General features: G+C 44.3%; 18 protein-coding genes. 11 read left to right on the top strand and 7 right to left on the bottom strand.

Annotated features, from left to right (window positions below; translation table 11 throughout):
• Window positions 1-390 precede the first annotated feature (390 nt).
• The 3 genes from M2125_RS04760 to M2125_RS04750 are packed head-to-tail and all read left to right on the top strand — an operon-like array spanning window position 391 to window position 1,902.
• A complete protein-coding gene (locus tag M2125_RS04760) occupies window positions 391-1,272 on the top strand; it encodes a YdaU family protein (RefSeq protein ID WP_280742583.1) in 882 nt (293 codons plus the stop codon).
• A complete protein-coding gene (locus M2125_RS04755; protein WP_215340695.1) occupies window positions 1,262-1,501 on the top strand; it encodes a hypothetical protein in 240 nt (79 codons plus the stop codon). Before M2125_RS04760 ends, M2125_RS04755 begins: the two co-directional genes overlap by 11 nt.
• Window positions 1,498-1,902 (top strand): hypothetical protein, encoded by a 405-nt coding sequence (locus M2125_RS04750; RefSeq protein ID WP_280742581.1) that lies wholly within the window; start codon window positions 1,498-1,500, stop codon window positions 1,900-1,902. The genes M2125_RS04755 and M2125_RS04750 overlap by 4 nt, the downstream gene beginning before the upstream one ends.
• Before the next feature lie 499 nt (window positions 1,903-2,401).
• On the opposite strand, the gene M2125_RS10945 is transcribed toward M2125_RS04750, so the two are convergent.
• The gene (locus M2125_RS10945; RefSeq protein WP_425334238.1) at window positions 2,402-3,007 is read right to left on the bottom strand and encodes an HNH endonuclease; all 606 of its coding nucleotides are present in this window, start codon (window positions 3,005-3,007) and stop codon (window positions 2,402-2,404) included.
• A gap of 188 nt (window positions 3,008-3,195) precedes the next feature.
• Between M2125_RS10945 and M2125_RS10940 the strand changes: the two genes are divergently transcribed.
• On the top strand, window positions 3,196-4,218 hold the full coding sequence (locus tag M2125_RS10940; RefSeq protein ID WP_425334235.1) for a terminase: 1,023 nt from the start codon (window positions 3,196-3,198) through the stop codon (window positions 4,216-4,218).
• Window positions 4,219-4,229: 11 nt separating this feature from the next.
• Here M2125_RS10940 and M2125_RS04740 read toward each other — a convergent pair whose 3' ends face one another.
• Window positions 4,230-5,189, bottom strand: coding sequence for an Abi family protein (locus tag M2125_RS04740; protein WP_280742579.1), 960 nt, complete (start codon window positions 5,187-5,189; stop codon window positions 4,230-4,232).
• A gap of 563 nt (window positions 5,190-5,752) precedes the next feature.
• Entirely contained in the window at window positions 5,753-6,940 is a 1,188-nt protein-coding gene (locus M2125_RS04735; RefSeq protein WP_280742578.1) for an MFS transporter, read from the bottom strand.
• Between the two features lie 285 nt (window positions 6,941-7,225).
• Here M2125_RS04735 and M2125_RS04730 point away from each other — a divergent pair, with 285 nt between their 5' ends.
• Together M2125_RS04730 and M2125_RS04725 are read left to right on the top strand one after the other, a co-directional pair.
• Entirely contained in the window at window positions 7,226-9,184 is a 1,959-nt protein-coding gene (locus M2125_RS04730; protein WP_280742577.1) for a hypothetical protein, read from the top strand.
• Window positions 9,165-10,379, top strand: coding sequence for a hypothetical protein (locus M2125_RS04725; protein ID WP_280742576.1), 1,215 nt, complete (start codon window positions 9,165-9,167; stop codon window positions 10,377-10,379). Before M2125_RS04730 ends, M2125_RS04725 begins: the two co-directional genes overlap by 20 nt.
• A 119-nt stretch (window positions 10,380-10,498) precedes the next feature.
• Here the strand turns inward: M2125_RS04725 and M2125_RS04720 are convergent, their stop codons facing one another.
• The gene (locus tag M2125_RS04720) at window positions 10,499-11,998 is read right to left on the bottom strand and encodes a Fic family protein (RefSeq protein WP_280742575.1); all 1,500 of its coding nucleotides are present in this window, start codon (window positions 11,996-11,998) and stop codon (window positions 10,499-10,501) included.
• 111 nt (window positions 11,999-12,109) lie between these two features.
• Window positions 12,110-12,715, bottom strand: coding sequence for a 3'-5' exonuclease (locus tag M2125_RS04715; RefSeq protein ID WP_280742574.1), 606 nt, complete (start codon window positions 12,713-12,715; stop codon window positions 12,110-12,112).
• Between the two features lie 456 nt (window positions 12,716-13,171).
• Between M2125_RS04715 and M2125_RS04710 the strand changes: the two genes are divergently transcribed.
• The 4 genes from M2125_RS04710 (at window position 13,172) to M2125_RS04695 (ending at window position 15,654) form a co-directional block, all read left to right on the top strand.
• Window positions 13,172-14,218, top strand: coding sequence for a phage major capsid protein (locus M2125_RS04710; RefSeq protein WP_215310559.1), 1,047 nt, complete (start codon window positions 13,172-13,174; stop codon window positions 14,216-14,218).
• A gap of 10 nt (window positions 14,219-14,228) precedes the next feature.
• Window positions 14,229-14,627, top strand: coding sequence for a hypothetical protein (locus tag M2125_RS04705; RefSeq protein WP_280742573.1), 399 nt, complete (start codon window positions 14,229-14,231; stop codon window positions 14,625-14,627).
• Between the two features lie 149 nt (window positions 14,628-14,776).
• The gene (locus M2125_RS04700; protein ID WP_280742572.1) at window positions 14,777-15,313 is read left to right on the top strand and encodes a hypothetical protein; all 537 of its coding nucleotides are present in this window, start codon (window positions 14,777-14,779) and stop codon (window positions 15,311-15,313) included.
• Window positions 15,310-15,654 (top strand): M15 family metallopeptidase, encoded by a 345-nt coding sequence (locus M2125_RS04695; RefSeq protein WP_215386161.1) that lies wholly within the window; start codon window positions 15,310-15,312, stop codon window positions 15,652-15,654. The genes M2125_RS04700 and M2125_RS04695 overlap by 4 nt, the downstream gene beginning before the upstream one ends.
• Here M2125_RS04695 and M2125_RS04690 read toward each other — a convergent pair.
• Entirely contained in the window at window positions 15,647-16,348 is a 702-nt protein-coding gene (locus M2125_RS04690) for a hypothetical protein (protein ID WP_215337451.1), read from the bottom strand. The genes M2125_RS04695 and M2125_RS04690 overlap by 8 nt on opposite strands.
• Window positions 16,349-16,383: 35 nt before the next feature.
• Window positions 16,384-17,679 carry a tyrosine-type recombinase/integrase gene (locus M2125_RS04685; RefSeq protein WP_280742571.1) on the bottom strand — a complete coding sequence of 432 codons (1,296 nt, stop codon included), beginning with the start codon at window positions 17,677-17,679 and terminating at the stop codon, window positions 16,384-16,386.
• Between the two features lie 291 nt (window positions 17,680-17,970).
• Here M2125_RS04685 and M2125_RS04680 point away from each other — a divergent pair, with 291 nt between their 5' ends.
• Window positions 17,971-18,675 carry a M48 family metallopeptidase gene (locus tag M2125_RS04680; RefSeq protein WP_277541578.1) on the top strand — a complete coding sequence of 235 codons (705 nt, stop codon included), beginning with the start codon at window positions 17,971-17,973 and terminating at the stop codon, window positions 18,673-18,675.
• Window positions 18,676-18,787: the final 112 nt, after the last annotated feature.

Genomic DNA, 18,787 nt, shown 5'->3' with positions numbered 1-18,787 from the left:
GTGTGCTACTGAAGAGCAATGTAGTCAATGAAATATTGATGGTCAATCAAAAGTCAATACCCATCCTCCGAACACAAATTATTTTTGGCCTACAAAAAAATATTTATTCATATAAGTGATACAAGTCAATCCAGTAAAGGGCTACAGCCTTGTCAGTAATTTCCGATGGCATCAGGAGATTGATGGACATACATAGATCAATTAATACCTCAAAAGAATCAATAAAGCATCTCGAATTTCTTAAAGAAGGATTACAGCGATTTAGTGGATAAATAAATTCAAAATAAATTCAGAAAAAACACGTTTGACGATACGCTTTCCGATTGTTAGATTCATCTCTTGCATTAAATAATTTACGCAAGAAAAAGAACGCTACGGAGACAGTTTTAAATGAATTACTACGAGCATCACATTGGAGATTATGCAGAAGCTACTGCCCATCTCACCTTTATAGAGGACGCCACCTATAGTCGCCTGATCAGAAAGTACTACGCTACTGAGAAACCACTTCCCATGGATGTGAAGTTTGTCCAAAGATTGATCAATGCCAGATCTAAAGAAGAAAAAAATGCAGTGATCTCAGTCCTCAATGAATTTTTTGCTCTAACGGATGATGGCTGGAGACAAGAGCGTTGCGACCATGAAATAGCAAGGTTCAAGGATCGCCAAATCAAAGCCAGACGGAGCGCAGAAGGTCGCTGGCAGTCATCATCAGTAGACCAAATACTGTCTGACAGTACGACCATTTCCCAGTGCGATCGCAATGCGAACGCATTGCCATCGCAATGCTCACCAAACACCATACACCAGACACCAAACACCAATCTCCATACACCAGACAAACAAAACAATGGGGTGGAAATGAAAAATGAAGGAACGAGCAATCTAAGTCCAGCACAAATGGTTCAACTTTTTGCAAAGGAGGGTATCAATACCCCCCTTGATGATGAACGCATCAACGAGATGCTTAGGTGGGACATTTCTGAAAAGGAAGTGGCTGACGCCATCTTGCAGGCTAAAGATACCAGGAGGCGCGCCTCAAGCTCAACACCGATTAATGTGGGATTTGTGATGGCCATTCTGAAGGGCATGCGAAGAAAGAGTCAAACCATCAACCCAGTTGAAGATATCTGGTGGAAAAGTAACGAGGGGATAGATGCCAAGGGTAGGGAGTTAGACATGCGAGCTCAGGGTTCGGAAAGCTATGACGCCTTCAAAACCAGAATCTTCGTAGAACTACGCAAGCGTCAGGAGGCATCCAGTGCAAGCTAAGCAAGTAAACCAAGCTATGGTTGGCGTCATTGATCGCCCAGATATGGAAGACTTTCCCATAGGATCTATCGTCAAAACTCCCAGTGGACGCATAGGTACGGTTGTAAAGCATCGAGGCGCTCAAAGCCGATTTGATCTGTTTCAAAGAATCATTATTGAGTTTGAAGATCCCATTGGAGATTCAGTCGCCTTGCAACCCCATCTTCTGACAATGATCAAGCTGCCATGATTGAAAACAATCAAAAGAAATCAAAAGGTGGAGCTAGACCTGGGGCAGGGCGCAAGTCTGGCAGCTTAACTAAGAGGACCCGTCAGATAGCCGAAGCAGTAGCAACTCAGGGGATTACTCCGTTAGAAGTTATGATGAAGGTAATGCATCAGCTATATGAGCATGCCAGCAATATTCGCGAAGAGGATCTTGGTGAAAAAGAGTCAGCAAGTGAAGCTCGAATTAAGCTGCTAAACATGGCTGCCACTGTTGGAAGGCATGCAGCGCCGTATGTGCACCCACGTCTATCCGCAATAGAGCATACCGGTAAAGATGGCGCACCCCTACAAAGTGGAGTCCTAGTCGTGCCAAGCGCCATGAGCATGGATGAGTGGGAGCAAGCCGCCCAAGCAAAACACTAGCCCATGAAAACCATCTGGGCGCCATTGCCCGGTAGTCAGACTTTGTTTCTGACATGCCCTGTGTATGAAGTATTGCTTGAAGGCACCAGGGGAGGGGGCAAGACCGATACCTTACTCATGAGCTATGCCCAGCATGTAGGTAGAGGCTTCGGGGATCATTGGCGAGGTGCCTTATTCCGCCTAACCTATCCTCAATTGGCTGACGTAGTGGCCAAAAGCAAGCGCTGGTTCTATCAAATCTTCCCGGGCGCCAAGTTCAATGAATCCGACTACGTGTGGAAGTGGCCCGCTGGAGAGATGCTGTACTTTCGATATGGGGCTAATGAAGACGACTACTGGAATTACCATGGTCATGAGTATTGCGTCACACTTGATACGCCAGTCTTAACCTCAGATGGATTTGTTGAAATAGGTAGACTTCGCGTCGGAGATAAGGTTATCACCTTAGATGGAGAGCAGCGCATTACTCGTACGTTTGAGCCGCAGGTCAAAGAATGCGTCAGAGCTTACGTTTACGACGACCATCAGCGTTTAATCGGCTCACAAGTTCAATCGGTAGATCACCAGTTATTGACCAACGTTCAAAAGCCTTATTCATGGTCGTCCGAGTTGTCCCGAAGTTTTTCGCAATTTGATCGGTGCTCAAGGTCATGGCAAGGATGCAAATCTCCTCCATATGGCTATCCAAAAAACCAGGGGGTTTACGCTTGCTTAAAAGGTCGGGAAAATTACGATATAGAGTTCCTACAGACACCCCCAGAATTTTCGCAGCGTCGGCCGTTTTTCGACCATTTAATGCTTTCTGCACATTCGTTGGATCAAGCCTTGTCTCATCCGCCGCAATCCACTCGATCCCATTATCACGGCAGATGGCGCGAGCAAGGACTGGGCTTATGCCAAGCGAATGAAGCGGGGCTTTGGGATTTTGCGCAGCTTTTCGAACCCTTTCAATCACGGCTAGATCTCTGCGCTTCGAGTGTGCTTGCATATGCTCCCGAGAAGATCCAAGCAGCTCAAGATTTTCAATTCGGTTGTCATCCTTTTTTCCATTTAAGTGATGAACAACCTCATGACCTTTTAAAAATCGACCCAGGTGGCGCTCCATTTCACGGCGGTGCTGAAGAACGCGTCCATGTAAGTCTGCTTGAGGATGTTTCGGACAGCGCTCATACAGGTAGCCGCTGTGATGACGTAATGGCTTACCCTCATCCTTACAGTGGGAAAATTCAAAAAACGAATCGTCGACTAAAAGATGGTTGGGTAGTGTATGAATCATGTGGCTCCTCTTTAACAATGGATATAACAGTTGAAAAAAGTAATCACTACATTACAGAAACTGGCCTAATTAATAAAAATTGCTGGCTGGGATTTGAAGAGTTGACTAACTGGCGCAACCTTTCATTTTACGAGGCGATGCTCAGTACTTGTCGATCTTCGCAACCCGGAATCCCTAGGATGGTGAGGGCTACTTGCAATCCATTTGGAGTAGGCCATGCATCAGTAAAGGAACGATTTCAGATTGGAAATATTCCAGCGGGAAAAATTATTCGACAAGAGGGGGCACTCCCAAGGGTGCGAATTCATTCGACGATTTATGAGAACACCATTCTTCTAAAAAACGACCCCAACTATCTCATGAGCCTAGAGTCGCTAAGCGACCCAAACAGACGCAGAGCCTGGTTAGAGGGAGATTGGGATATCCACGTGGGAAGTTTCTTAGAGGGCGTATGGCAGCCTTCTAAACACGTTGTAGAGCCATTTGCTATTCCACCAACATGGAAGGTATGGCGATCTATGGATTGGGGCTATGCCAGACCTTATGCCGTTTATTGGTTTGCTCTATCCAATGATGGAGTCTATTACCTATGGAGAGAACTCTATGGATATGGCGATAAAGAAAATACGGGAACCAGAGAGGATGCAACAGTAGTAGCCGAAAAGATCAAAAAGATCGAAATACACGACCAACGCCTTGGCTATGAATACCGCATGAACCTAGCCGACCCATCTATTTTTTCAAAGATCGGGGCAGAGCGATCAATAGGTCAAATCTTCAGGGATAAGGGAGTGAAATGGACTGAGGCCTATAACGCCCCCAGAAGCAGAGTCAACGGAGCCCAAGAAATCATCCGACTTCTGGCTGAAGATAGACTCAAGATATTCAGTACTTGTAAACACTGGCTAAGAACCATCCCTCAACTACCACCAGACTCATTAAACCCAGAAGATGTAGATACCGATGCAGAAGACCACGCCTGGGATGCTACAAGGTATGGGGTGATGAGGGCTCGAAGAGCATCAGAAGCGAATGCTTAAATCAGCCTAATTTATTGACTGATAGAGCTAAGCCAAAATTGCTGTTCTCTCCAGTTGCTGGGAAACCCCATGTGTACTTGTGAGACCTTAGGATTTTTATCAAGCAACTCCTGCAAGTGTTTAGCCCAATTGCTCGAAGGAGAGATTCTATTCATTAAAGACTGAATCACAATTAACTGAAAGTACAGCCTGCGTTGTGGGTTCAAATATTGCTGAACACTATTTTTCGAACTTACCAAAATGGATGCGGGTATGGCTGGCCATTTTTTTGGAGGTCTTTTTGGGGCTTCAGGGATGCTTCCAAATTCACGATTCCAGACCCTAGAGTGATGGGCGCATAAATTCCTCAAATCAGAAACACTACGAAACCAAGATTTAAGTAAGGTAAATTTCCAACCAAAATGTGCCTCTATTGCTTGGGTATCTCTTGGAAGCTTCAAGTTACTAAATAAAGTGGATATCTCTTTAAATGTAAGTAGCTCAACAGCCATCCAAATTGGAGGATGCTTTGGCGCTCCTGTGTATTTTGTTTTGTAGTGGCTAATAAAAGTTTCTAAATCACGACCTTTAGATTGACTGGCAATAAGCTCCAATAGTTTAGGATGATCATAGCGGTTATCAAAAATACTTTGGTCTAGGTAACCATGGGGTCCATGATGTTTGGCAAGCGTATTGGCTACTTGTGTGCGTAGCGCTACTTCAATTCTTTCAATTGCATCCAAAAGAAGTAGGCGTAATTCCTTGTCAAATAAATATAGATTGATGACATCTGAAAAGACCGTTCCAAGCATAAAGGTATGCTCGGCGACATTTGGAAGGTAAAAGGGGCGGGTGTATGCGGAAAGCCTGAAGTAGCTAATGTTGCTTAGATAATCTATTGCTTCATCATCATCATTTATTAGAAGGTTTCGATTTCGAAGACGCTCAATATGTTCTAAATGTGTGAGTGCTGGCTTATCGAATGTAGTCAATAGAATCCCCCAATAAAAAACCCGCCAAAGTGTGCTTCCAGGAGAGGCATGGCGGGTATGTTGGATTAATTATACATTTAATTACCGCAGATAAAAACCCTCTAATAGAAGCTTGTATTTTAGGTCTTCTGAAACATAAATCCAAAATTAGTCCTTTGGATGTGAGTCTGAATTTGTACACAAGATATGCCCAGCCAAAAACTAAAAGCCATTTTAAAAAATGGACTGCTCGCAGCACTCATACGCGCGCTCACTGGGCAACCTTTCATAAACGCGCAAGGCATGAATGTAATTCCAACCCTACCAGCAAAGACTTCTAAATAATTATCATGGGCCTAAAAAGAAAAAGCCCTCAATTAAGGACTTTTGGAAGAGGTGCGGTACCCAAACTTGACGCGTTCAAAACGCGCTTACGATGGTGACGAAATTTGTCGCAAGCTACTTGGGGGTTTGATTACTTATACCGCTTCGTCATTAAATAAGATTATCCATTTTTAAGTAAATCAAAGTCAAGCTAGAGCTGGCATCTATCAATGTAAATTGCAGCCCATAAGCCATTCAATTTATGCTTGCCTCTGCTGCACTTGATTCTTGAAAGCTGTCAAAAAAAATACTCCCATGCCAATTGCCAGAGCCATGAGCAAAAAGAGTGGGTAAGAAGAGTTCGGTGGAAGGGCTAAATAGCCTATAAGACTAGGAACCCCGAAAATCCCACAATAAAAACTCGCATTAAACGCTGAAAGCGCAATTGGGCGCCGATCGATATCAAATGAATCGGAAACCCAAACACTGAGAATAGGGAAACTAAGGCTGTAGCCAACCCCAAAGCAGATGCCGGAGATAATAATCGGTAAAGGGCTATGTAGACTAAATACCAAAGCAAATGCACACGCCATCAAGCCAAACGAGCAAGCTACCAAGATAGGGCGCGAGAATCCGCCTAATATGCCCAGTAGACCAAAACGTGAGCCAAAAAGGGCGAGGCTCATTGGTAAGAAAAATAAGCCTACCGAGAAATTGTGTTGGCTTAGGTATAAAGCCATATACCCAGTAACAAAACCCCACAATACCCCAATAGAAAAAATGCCCAAACCTAAGGCATGAAATCTCTTTGCGCACAGAATTTGATAATAAGAGTGCAAACTAATTGCAGGTGTTTTACTGGAGCGGTCAAATCCTTTAAAGATTATGGATAGGGCGATGAGTGTCAGTAATGCTAGTAGTCCCGGTAATGCCATATACAAAAAGAATCCATCAGATCCATGATTCTTAAAATACCACTGGGCTACTATAGGACCAAATGCATTAGGCAGCGGGAACATTGATGCATAGATCCCAAAGAAATAGATTATTCTTGGACCACTCAATAAGCTCCTTATATAGATCATGGAGGCAGAAAAGTAAAAGCCAGACCCAAAAACAATTAGCCCACGAAAAATTGTCGAAAGAGGGATCGAGCTAAGGGCATACTCAAGGCCTATAAAGCCCAATATCATCAATGCCTGACTAATGATCATGAGTCGAATGCAGCTAATTCTTTGCAAGATAGCACCCGCGCTAAACAATGCAATCAAGGTTGGAATGAGTGGCGCAGATAAGACTGAGCCAATAGCCTGTTGAGAGTAGCCTTCCTCATTTAAGAGTGCCGATAAAAATATCAACGTAGATAGAGATAGTGACCCAAGGAATGTTACCAAACATAGCAAAGAGAAATATCTTTGAGATGAGTTATTCGCGAATGCACTAGTCATAGGAAGCACATATCTCATGAATTACAGGAGAAAAGACTTCTCCTTGGAAAATTAAACAAACATCCAATATGCTTGTCCATCTAAGTCTATCTTCTCTAAGATCGCAACTCAATCAGTAATATTGACCTCTTAATAAAGATGGCATTGATAACTGAAAATATATTTGTGACTTATAAAATTTCTACCACTTTATGGAAATATTTTGTAGTGAGTGAGTGCGAAACCCCGCCATGATAAATCCAAGATAAGTGCATCGATGCGAGATTCGCAATCTATAAATAGGATGTGCCTCAAGACTCAAAAGCCCTTCAACAAAAATGGACCGCCCGCATCACTCATGCGCGCGCTCACTGGGCAACCTTCCATAAACGCGTAAGACATAACCGCAGCACAGTAGCCGGCTTTAATTGGAATGCCGACCCCACTGGTAAAGACTTCTATAGCTTGAGAGCCAACCTCATACACGGCACTATCTCAGCAGTCCTGCCCAACGTGTATGCACGCAACCCAGAAATTTCAACAACACCCACCCACTCGGGCGCGGACATTAAGCTCTTCTGCAAAACGCTAGAGAAAGTCACCAACAGAGCGCTGGAGCATGCCCAACTCAAGAATCGAGCAAAGTCCACTGTAAGAGCAGCGCTGACCTGTAGCTTCGGCACTCTGAAAGTGATGTATCAGCGAGACCCCAGCAAGGATGCATATATCCAAGGACGCATCAACGATGCACAAGAAAACCTTCTTGCCATAGAAGACTTAGCTCGAGATCTTCAAGACGATGATCAACATCATCATGATGTCAAGAGGGCGGAATTAGAAGAGCTCATCAAGTCACTTCAAGAACAACCAGAGGTCCAATCTGCTGAAGGCCTAGTCATCGATAGAGTCCTTACAGAAAACCTTCTCATCGACCCCTCAATCTGTGAGTTCTGGGACTACACCGATGCCGACTGGATCTGCCAAATCATCCCCATGAAACGCGGCCAAGCAGAAGCGCTCTACAAAAAGAACTTAGACCATGCAAAGATCTACCAGCCAGGCCAAGGCGAACTCTCGCATAGGAAAGCCAGGCGCCTAGCCTCAATGCAGATGAACGCTGGTTCGGGTCTAGTGACTGATGATCAGCAAATTGCAGTCCTAGAGATCTGGGATAGAGCGACCCAGCGTGTTTACACCATGGTGGAGGGCGCGACAGAATGGCTACGTGAACCTTATTCACCACCAAGGGCGGGAGAGCGCTGGTACCCATTCTTTCTATTGCCTTACCAAGTTGTCGATGGCCAATTCATTGGCCCAAGCCTTGTGGATCTAACAGAACGTCTTCAGGACGAACACAACGAAGCAAGAGATCGCTTTAATCAACATCGAGATCTATGTATCCCTGGGTGGGTCGCATCAGCGGATATCAATGAAAAGACCATTAAGAAACACTCAGATTCAAGATTCGGCGAGATCACGATTGTCGATACTGAAGGCAAGCCCCTAAATCAAGTAATCATTCCTAGGGGTCACCCCAAGATAGACCCCATCGTCTATGACACCAGTGCAGTGCGTTATGACTGGGAGCAAGTCACAGGCCTTCAAGATGCTGCGCGCTCTACGGTAGTGAGGCCTAAGACAGCCACCGAAGCCAACATCTTACAAAGAGCCTTATCAGGGCGCGTATTTGAATTCAAAGACCAGATAGAGGATTGGCTGCAAGAGATAGCGCAATACAGCGCCCAGGTACTTTTGCAAGAACTCACTAAAGAACAAGTAGAGCGCTACATGGGGCCACCAAGTACCAAGACCACTATGGTCAACGGTGAACTAGTCATGACTATGGAGAAAACCTACGACTGGCCAGAACTCACCAAAGACCGAATCTTTGACATGGTGGACTTGCGCATTCGTGCAGGTACTACTGGGGCGCCAGACGGTATAGAAGACAAAGAAAGCTGGCTCAAGGTTCTACCCATGATTACGAATCTATCAATTCAGATGCAAAACCTACAAGCCAGAGGAATGGATTACGAGCATATCCGTAATCTCCTACACGAGACCCTCTTTCGATATGACGATCGTATCGATTCAAATCTATTTATGCCGAATGTAGAAAAGCAAGCGGAGGGATGGTCACGCGATGACGACCCAAATTTGGGAATGAATTGGTTATCTGAACCTAGGAAAAAGACAAACGCTGTAATGCATTACGACAGCAACTTATTAAAAGAGGAGACAGGCAATGACGCAAGTAGCAAATGAAGTGGAGGGCTTTAAGTCGGAGGTACTAAGCAAGGGTGGATCAATTCAAAGAGTGCAGGATAGAGAGGCTAAGAAAGAGCGTGAGCGACTTGAAAAAGAAGCCTATGAGAAGCACGCTGCCGAGAGCGCCGCAAGGCGTAATAAGGCAAGAGAAGAGCGCGCGCTTGAATTGATAGCGCAAGCAAAGGCTAGGGAGGCAGAAGCTCAATTGGATAAGGAGCGTAGCGCTCAGATTAGCGCTCAAATACAACAAACACAAAAGGCCGAGCGTAAGAGCCAGAGTCGGAGTCAAGCATCCAACTTACTAGATGATTTAAGTAGGACCCCTAATGTATCTCTTGCCAAGTTATCTGAGGATCTTGATGAGGGCGAAGCATTGGAAGAGGAGTCTGAAGCTCTGGAGCCCGAGTCTATATTTACACCTGTAAAGGGCGAGGTGCATGTGCCATCCTTTATGCCTGCTTCAGCAGATAAGGCGCCACCACAAGCCCATGACCTAGGTGAAATATTGCCCACACCAGTCGCTATTACCGTTGATGCACTTCCAAAGACTGAGATTCAAGCTGAGACAGTTGAAGATCTAATTAACCGGGCTTTGAACCCTGGGCCTACGGGTTCGAATCCTGATGGCGACCCTAGTGTTAATACAGAATCCTCTAGTGGCATCAAATCAAAGCGAGGGTGTGAACGTATTCAGAAAGTGATTAACGAAAAACGCGACCTAGAAAAGCAGGTTGTTGATTTGCAATCTATGGTGGCCACACTTCAAGATGCAGTTCGTAAATATGAAATAGAAGGCAAACTTGTAGGCAATGTGATGACTCTCGCCAATAGCCAGAAAAAGCCTTCCGAATTGGTCACAGAAGCAAAGCTGCAAATGCTCAAGTTCTTAAATACCCGTTCAGATGAAATTGATCACACCGATAAGGCGATCTGCTTTAACAAATACATGTCAGACCCGTTCTACATGCAAGTCTTTGTGCAGAGCAATCAGCCAGAGCAGTGGCAGACCATGATTGAGTCTATCTATGAGGCGATTGGAAGGCCCGAAACTAGTTTTGCGAGGGTCAAACCTATTGCAATCCATAGCCCTCAACCGATTCGGGCGCGAACTTCAGCATTAGGAGCGCCGTTAGCTAGTGCAGGCAATCCCATGGATCGAATTGCCCAGCATCTAGGCAATATGGGGATATAGATAGCCGTGAATTACATGCCACTCAAAATCAGTGGCATGTAGACAGAAATGTTTTTAGGCACCATAAGCACCTCATTTTGTCTACAAAACAGCAGATATAGCCCTTTTTCGTCTACAACTTAGCTTATATCGTGAGGATCAAGCAATTGATACTGCGAAGGATTGTCTGTAAATGCGTTGCAAACCTTCATTTTTTCCCAAAGATTCGGGAAGTTCGAATAATCAAATCCAGCAGTCCAACGCCATGCACGAGTCATGGATCGAATGAAAGGATCAGGATCATTATTTTGAGATAGCGCTTTTAATGGCAGTAAATATTCCTCACGATAAGCTGTGGGAATAATGATGCGAGAGGCGGAATGTTGAGTTAGGTAGGCATTCATCGTTAGGCGCGCCGTTCGGCCGTTACCATCCATAAATGGGTGTACTTCAGTAATAACAAACATCGCCATCAATGCGCGCGCAAAAGGGTCTTCTAGTAAAGCGACGCGCTTGAATCCTTCCCGCAAAGTGCCTTTAACAAGCTCGGGGTGAACAAAAATGGTATTGCCCGCTTGGTTAGTTTGCTCTTTCCATTCGCCTGGATTTTTATCTGGACGACTAGAGAGTATTTGGAGATTACATTGCAAAAGCCACGCTAAGAAATCATCTTCATCTTTTGGAGGCTTAGAGCGAAAGGGTTGCTCCATGATTGCTTTAAAGGTACCAAGTACATCATGTGAATCTTCATTTCGCTTTGGAATGATTTTCCCATCGAAAATAATCTCGGAGGCCTCTTCGACGGTGAATGTAGTGCCTTCAATGTAGTTCGAAAAGTACGATTCAAAAAATGCAAAATTAAATGCACTTTTGCCAGTCTTCGCCGGATCTTGAATGATTGAAAAAGGCTTTCTTAAAGCAGAAAACAAAGTTTCGAAGATCTCAATGCGATCAGGATCATAAGGCTTACCAGCTGCGCGCGCTAATGCATCAGCTGCTCTTAAAGAGCGAGCCTTACCAGTTTGCATTAAGGCGGAAACAATCGTGTTCAGTGTTTTAAATTGAACCTCTAGACCTAATTCAGGGGCAATAGCTTTAGCATCATCACGTAGTGCATTGAGCTTATGTTCACCACGAATAGTGCATAGCTTACTTAAATAAGACTCAACCCAAGGGCGACCCATAGTGCGAAGATCTGAGCCTTTGCGGCTATAGAGATTCTCTAACAGCCGCCTAGCCTCCGAGGATATAAAGAGTTTTCCATAAGGGGTATCGTTAAGCGAATCCTTGCGCGATTGAACTGCAGGAGGACCTGGCAAGATATTTAGAGTCAGCCCCGGAAATTCTATTTGACGTGCTCTATTGCCAGATACTAAAAATACATTGCCGCTATCATCTGGTTTGCAAAGATGAGCAGAGCGGTAAGCTACTACGGAGCCTGGATAAAGATATTCAGTAATTTGCCGCCAATTGGGCCGAATGATTTGTTCCAGCGGGCTGGTGAGATCGCTGGTGTAAATGCCGCGATAAATTTGACGCAAACGCCCAGACCTAGCCAAGCGGGAAATTCTCTGGGCGTTGGTTTTGTCTTCTCTTGAACTAAAAAGCAAGAGGGGTAGCTGGTCAACAGAAGTGCTCATAGGGCCTCAATTTATCCATTATTGTCAACAACTATGCATATATTATAGTTTAATGTCAACAAAAGTGCTTATAGAATCAAAATAACCCTAATTTGGGCTCTTTTGATAAGGCTATTTCACAGCCTTTGCATCGGTTACCAGTTGATAAATCTGATTGTGCCTGTGAAGGATTTCAAAGAAAAGCCTCAAGGTATTAAGAGCATCAACATCCGCTCTATGTGGGCTGCCTTCAAATTGAAGCTTAAAAGAACCAAGGCCTGAGGATAGGCCGCCACTGGGTTTTTTGCCCATAGCAAGCATGTGCAGGCTATACCAAGTTTTGACATCGATCCAGCGACGACCAAAATGGGGAAAGCTGATACCTCGATCTTTAAATTCAGATTTCAGTTCAAGTGAATCGCCACCGCCCCAGGTAATGGGATTAACAAAGCAATTGCGCTTAGTAATAATTTCACCAATTTCTTTAGCTACTTGTTCATGTGGAACTGCATAGTCAGAAATATCCTGATTACAAATGCCCGTTAATTGGGTAATGAACTCAAAAATAGGCTCTTTAGGATCTAAGAACCATTTATACGTAGATAGGGATTGATTGACATAGTCATGATAGCTTCCTACCGCTAACCCTATTTGAATGATCTTTGGATTTACTGTGGAATTATCTTGGGCATTATTGAGTTCTAAATCAAGCGAGAAATAACACTGCTCTTTGTCCATGGAACTCCTTCGCTATTCTTTTAGATGAATGAGCAATGTAGAGGTCAAGCCGCAAAGAGTCAAACAAAATAAATCACCACATTCCTATTAATGAATTTACAAGAGAGTAATTCCGTCAAGGGCACCCCAAAGGGGTGGCTTGCGCACCCTTGACGGCCACGACCAAAGAAACGCTCTTTTATGCCCAAGGTGGCGTAATGACACATTGGGCATAAAGACCTATTGCGAGCTAATAAAGCAACTCAACAAAAACCCCAGAAATATCCAAGCCCCGTACTAAACGCGCCAATAATCAATTCATGTAGTGAGAGCCAATCACTCAAGCTGCTGCTTCAAGCCATCGCGTTAAAGCTAGAGTCGCGACTAGCAGCGTAGCAATGGGTAGGTTCACGCTCTATCAATTGGAGTGAAGCCAATTAATTCACGAATAGATAAACATATTGATAGGGGTGGCATATGCCAATTTCAAATACAGACTTGCAAGAGTTAGCTAAGGTTTCCTTAGATGAGTACTTGCGTAATCTACCGGTCGATCAAATCGCCGTAGAGAGACCTTTCCTTAAAAAACTCATGGAAGGGCGTAAGAGCTTATTAGGCGCAAAGCAAAACGTAGTCGAAAACATCCGCAAAGAACACGGCAGTAACTTTAGCTGGGCCTTTGGTGAGGAGACGGTCAAGTTCAATAAGCGTAATACCACTGAGCAAGCCTCATTCCCATGGCGTAGAGCAGTCGATGGTTTGTATATCGACTATGACCGCCTCTTTAGCAATGGCATTAAGGTGCGTGAGGGTGGGGCGAGAGGTTTCCAATTGGAATATAACGAGCGCGTACAACTGATTAATCTCTTGGATGAGCAGCTAGAAGTCCTTAGAGAAGGCTTTCTCAATAAGTTAGATCTAGAGTTGCACCGGGACGGCTCACATGGCGCAGATGCCTTGGTAGGGCTTGATAGTTTGGTAAGCCTGGCCCCGGATGCTGGCACGGTAGGTGGTATCGATCGAGCCAAGGCAAGTTACTGGCGCAACTACGCGGTCAAGGACATCACTTCAACAGCGCCAGGAAACTTAGTGGGTGAGATGGAGACCGCATGGCGCCAGTGTATTAAGCATGGCGGCAGTCCGGATTTCATCATTGCGGGTGGCAAGTTCATTGATACCTATCGCAAACAAGTGACAGTGACCCATATCGCTGGATCTGGTGAGACCAAGTACATCGATGCTGGGGTAGGAGCGGGCGTCAACACAGGCTTAGCCTTCAAAGGTGTAGAGATCATCTGGGATCCGCAGTTTGATGAACTCGATGCCATGGCTAATAGAACTGTGGAGTGGAGTAAGCGCTGCTATTTCCTTAATACGCGCTTTATGAAGCTTCGCGATGACGATCTAGATATCGTGGCCCCAATTCGTCCGCACGACACGCTCGCTATGTACGCCATGGTGAACCTACGCTGTGCTTTATCTATCTCACGTGCTAATGCCCATGCGGTATTGGCTATTCAATAAGGAGGCACGAATGAATAACAGCATGAACAACAAAGAACTTATTCATAGTGACTTCCAAATCAAGGAGGTAGAAGCAGTAGTGCGTAGAGATGCTTTCACTACCATTCATGTACATGTACCACCGTATGAGACCAACATACTGCGAAATCTCTTTGGGCGCGAAAACGTCACGGTGTTCGAGCGTCCTTCAAAAACAACGATTACTCCAGAGCAGGAGTACGACCGCCTATGCGCTAAGTATGGCCATGAGGTTGTGGCCAAAGTCTTTGGTGAGGATGATGGTGATCGATTGATGGAAATAGTGGAAGGACTAATGGCAGAGGGTCAGATCCCAAACCAAGAGCAACTATTGGAAAAAGCTCTCGAGCCAGAAGCAACACAAGAAATCAAAGGAGCTAAGAAACGCTAGTAGTAGGGAAGATCACCACTAGCGGTAAGTAGTTCGGGTGCGGCTGTGGGTGTTGAAGTAACGATGGTATGTGGGTGCGCTTAATTGCGCCCCACTACCAACATATCCCAGGCGGCTATGGGGCGCTGACTTAAAGAATAGATACAAGAATGATTCCAATCATTACCTCTCTAGTACAAACCTTGGCCGTCAATGGTCTTGGCTTACTTGCGGGCGCAGTCCAAGCTAAGGGCAAGGAATTTATTGAAAGCAAGATTGGTGCGCGCATTCCGGACAACCCCAGTCAGGAAGATCTCATTAAGCTGAAGCAGTTAGAGATTGAGCAAGAGCAGCTCTTACTGCAATACACCCTTAAGCAAAAAGAGCTTGAGATAGAAGAATCTAAACTTCTAGCAGAGATGCATCGCACATCTCAAGAGAGTGCTACGCATAGGTGGCAATCGGACATGGGTAGTGATTCAAAGCTCTCGAAGAACATCAGACCGGGAACGTTGGTCTACATACTGACAGCTTATCTACTGTTTGCATTGCTATCTGCTATGGGCATCGACATTAACGAGGCTTATGTAAAGCTCCTAGGTGAGTGGGGGCAGTTAGTCATGCTGGCTTACTTTGGCGGAAGATCAGTAGAGAAGATCTTTGAAATGCGTATGAATAGCTCAAATAAAAAAGAAGAGCAGGTATGAGTGGTTTAGTGGCAGAGCAAGCGGCATTCCTTATTGATGTTAGTCGCCTTATCCAATTTGCAACTGCAGAAGGATGGGTTATTACAGGAGGAGAGCTCTGGAGATCTCCAGAACAGCAAGAGATCTATTACAAGAGCGGTAGATCCAAGACCATGAATAGCAATCACTTGAGACGCTGCGCTATTGATCTGAACTTCTTCTGGAATGGAAAGCTAGTCTGGGATAAAGAGCTCATCCGCACAGTTGGCGAATACTGGGAAAGTCTGGGCCCAAAGAATAGATGGGGAGGGAATTTTAAGGGCTTTGTAGATGTGCCTCATTTTGAGAGAGCAATTAGTTAAATGATTTTAAATAAATGCTTACAAGTTGACCGATGCAAATTCCCGCTGAAATAGCACACAGCAAAATTGGCATAAGAAAGTCAACACTGGATTTGGAATATAGGAATAAATTCATATAGCTAACTAGCTCTAAAAATTTTCTTCTATTGTTGGAAAGAATAAATTGATATCGATTGCCACCAGTTTTTGTGGAGAAGTGCTTTTTATCCCACTCTAATTGGTAATCTGGTAAAACCCACCCACTCCAGAGAGACTCAGGATTTCTTTCTATGGATAGATCAATATTAACTTCTGAAAGGGATTCTTGATTTTCATATCTAATTAATAAATCGGGATTTTTAAGTTCTTCAAAGTTATGTATTGAAGGAGGTGCCTTATTTTTTTTGAATGATTGTGAAATTTCAAATTTCAAGTAAGCACTTAAGACATTAAGTTTAATGATTGAGAGTTCTGAATGTAAGTGGTTTTTTTGAGATCTTGTTTTTTCATCAAACCAATATCTTAAAAAAACATAAATCATGATAACTATCGCTAACCCCCAAAACTTAATTGGTGGAGTGGACTCGAACTCGATAACTCCAAATAATTTACTTGCCTGGTCTACATGAAGATTGAGAAACCATGCAATTATTATTGCTGAACTCAAGATGACTACATTTCGCCTTACTTTTTCGGCAGTATCATCAAACGACATAAAACCTCCTGGCTCATAATTCAATTAATTATGAGCTATTTCAAGTAATTTCCCCAGTCTTCCATCAGTTTCTTACGCTTCTCCAATTGATCCTGCCTCCTATAGGCTGCCTCAGCTTTATTCTTAATAGTGTGCGCTAAAGCTAGCTCAACAGTCTCATTTGAGTAATCCGTGGTCTCTGCAGCCCAATCCCTGAAAGTAGATCTAAAGCCATGAGGCACATAGTCGGAATACTTACCCATTTTCCTCATCATAGAAAGCAAAGCCATGTTTGATAGGCAGCCCTCCTTATGCAGGGTGCTAGGAAATAAATAGGAGTTCACTCGGATTGTTTTGAGATGTTCAAGAATTTCCATTGCACGAGTATTTAGTGGAATACGATGTTCTTTTCCGGCTTTCATGCGTTCGGCAGGAATTGTCCAAACTTTACTATCCAAATTAAATTCATCCCATTTCGCCTCGATGATTTCACTTGTTCTTGTTGCGGTGAGAATTAAGAGCTCCAATGCAAGTGCTGAGTAGCCACTATGACTTCGCAATTCAGACATAAATTCCCCAATTTTCTGAAATGGTAGAGCGGGGTGGTGAACACTCTTTTTGATCTTGCTTGCCTTTGGCAATAAGTGACTTAGTGCGCCTTGATAGCGAGCTGGATTTTCTCCTTGCGTATATTCGTGAGCTCTACACCAATCTAGTATTACCTCTATCCGCTGACGAACTCTAGTCGCAGTTTCTGTCCTAACATTCCAGAATGATCCCTCAATCTCACCCTTTTTATTCTTAATAGTCTGCTCAAGAACCTTCACAATGTGACTGGTATTAATTTGGTCAACTCGCAGTTTTCCGATCAACGGTGAAACAAACTTCGCCATAGTACTAGTCCACTGGTCCTGATGCTTGGTATTTGACCATTCTGCTTTTTTGGTCTGAATACACCTTTCGGCTGCAGCTGCAAAGGTAATGGAGTGTTGATGAGATTCTCGAATACTAGTTTTCTTGGCCTGCCGCTCCTCTATGGGATCAATTCCTTCATAGATTGCTTTACGAAGATCTAAGACCTTAAGCCTCGCATTTGCAAGAGAGCAGATATCCGTGGATCCAAGCCCCATCTCCCTGCGCTTGAGAGTGACTGGGCTGGTGTATCGAAATATCCAGCTTCTACTAATTCCTTTAGAGGTTGGTGATACCTGTAAATAGAGGCATTTGTTATCAGGGTCAGAGTAATATCCTGGAGTAGTAAGTGAAGTTATACCGCGTGCAGTTAACCTTGATTTTTGAGTGCCTCCGCCAATCTTGCTTTTTTCTAAAGCACTCAAAATTCCCTCCTTCATACCCACCGTTTAAACCAAGATTTTAGTGAACTTGAATGGGTGCGATTGGAGTAGGGTTACCGATAGAGCCTATATATTGCAAGGGTTCTATGGAGAATGGTAGACTGCACAGGAGGGGCAAAAACTGGACTCCCTCTCCGCCAATGATCAATAGGAGTAATCCTAGATAGCTTAGTTATTGTGGATAGCACACGATGGCTTAAGGCAAACTCAAGTGCGTCAATTAAATAAACTACTCAGATTCACCAAGACCTCATGCCAATAAGAGTTCTTCGTGCCCTAATGTTATTGATGGCCAGCATTTTTTTAGTGGCATGCTCGACGAAAAAATCAGATCCATCGACCGCTGTACATGTTCCTAATGATGCTTGGTGGAATCAGCTTGCGAATACAAAAACTGGAAGTGATCCCCAAAAAAATGTAGCAACTGTACGCAAGAAGTTAGCAGCAGTCAGCCCCATTCCATTTAGCATTGCTTTCTCAGAGAGTAAGGAAATCAATGCATTTGCAAGCTTGCAGAACGGTCAAAATTTGATTGTTTTGACCAATGGATTTATTTTGCAATTCGGTAATGATCCAGATGTTCTAGCTACTGTGTTGGGGCATGAATTGGGGCACCACCAATTAGGACACACCCAGCCCGATTATGGCAAGAATCGCGACATTGGTATTACGGCTGCAAGCCAAGCTCTGGGTATGCTTTCTAGTTATTTCATCCCGTTTAGTGGATTGCTCGTTGGTAATGCAGTAAAAACGGCGGGCCTGACATATAACCGCGATGATGAACGAGATGCGGATACCTTTGGAATGAAGTTGGCCTTGGCAGCTGGATATTCCCCTTGTGGAAGCTATCGCTTTGCCGCGAAGATGAAAGAGTTGGGGCAAGGTCCGGCCCTCACTTTTCTCTCAACCCATCCGGGCAATGATGAGCGCTTGGAGAACTCAGAAAACTTTAGTGTGACTAGCAATGGCATGAGCTGTAGTAGTCTGCAATAATTGCACTCTCGTCGCTACCATTCATTCAATTGCAATTGAATGGTGGATATTTAAAGATCCCCGCACATTGTGGGGCTTTTTATTTCTGGAGCATTTTGAGCCCATCATATTA

Origin of the sequence: Polynucleobacter sphagniphilus, assembly GCF_029892205.1 — a bacterium.
Lineage (GTDB): Bacteria > Pseudomonadota > Gammaproteobacteria > Burkholderiales > Burkholderiaceae > Polynucleobacter > Polynucleobacter sphagniphilus.
Note: the sequence above shows the minus strand (reverse complement) of the source record. Positions and strands in the feature narration are given on the sequence as shown.

Bases quoted from the DNA above. Each gene is read 5' to 3' on its own strand.
- M2125_RS04705 (WP_280742573.1), top strand. From the start codon at position 14,229: ATGAATAACAGCATGAACAACAAAGAACTTATTCATAGTGACTTCCAA.
- M2125_RS04710 (WP_215310559.1), top strand. From the start codon at position 13,172: ATGCCAATTTCAAATACAGACTTGCAAGAGTTAGCTAAGGTTTCCTTA.
- M2125_RS10945 (WP_425334238.1), bottom strand. From the start codon at position 3,007: ATGGAGCGCCACCTGGGTCGATTTTTAAAAGGTCATGAGGTTGTTCAT.
- M2125_RS04695 (WP_215386161.1), top strand. From the start codon at position 15,310: ATGAGTGGTTTAGTGGCAGAGCAAGCGGCATTCCTTATTGATGTTAGT.
- M2125_RS04690 (WP_215337451.1), bottom strand. From the start codon at position 16,348: ATGTCGTTTGATGATACTGCCGAAAAAGTAAGGCGAAATGTAGTCATC.
- M2125_RS04735 (WP_280742578.1), bottom strand. From the start codon at position 6,940: ATGACTAGTGCATTCGCGAATAACTCATCTCAAAGATATTTCTCTTTG.
- M2125_RS04720 (WP_280742575.1), bottom strand. From the start codon at position 11,998: ATGAGCACTTCTGTTGACCAGCTACCCCTCTTGCTTTTTAGTTCAAGA.
- M2125_RS04685 (WP_280742571.1), bottom strand. From the start codon at position 17,679: ATGAAGGAGGGAATTTTGAGTGCTTTAGAAAAAAGCAAGATTGGCGGA.
- M2125_RS04715 (WP_280742574.1), bottom strand. From the start codon at position 12,715: ATGGACAAAGAGCAGTGTTATTTCTCGCTTGATTTAGAACTCAATAAT.
- M2125_RS10940 (WP_425334235.1), top strand. From the start codon at position 3,196: ATGGATATAACAGTTGAAAAAAGTAATCACTACATTACAGAAACTGGC.
- M2125_RS04700 (WP_280742572.1), top strand. From the start codon at position 14,777: ATGATTCCAATCATTACCTCTCTAGTACAAACCTTGGCCGTCAATGGT.
- M2125_RS04725 (WP_280742576.1), top strand. From the start codon at position 9,165: ATGACGCAAGTAGCAAATGAAGTGGAGGGCTTTAAGTCGGAGGTACTA.
- M2125_RS04680 (WP_277541578.1), top strand. From the start codon at position 17,971: ATGGCCAGCATTTTTTTAGTGGCATGCTCGACGAAAAAATCAGATCCA.
- M2125_RS04750 (WP_280742581.1), top strand. From the start codon at position 1,498: ATGATTGAAAACAATCAAAAGAAATCAAAAGGTGGAGCTAGACCTGGG.
- M2125_RS04760 (WP_280742583.1), top strand. From the start codon at position 391: ATGAATTACTACGAGCATCACATTGGAGATTATGCAGAAGCTACTGCC.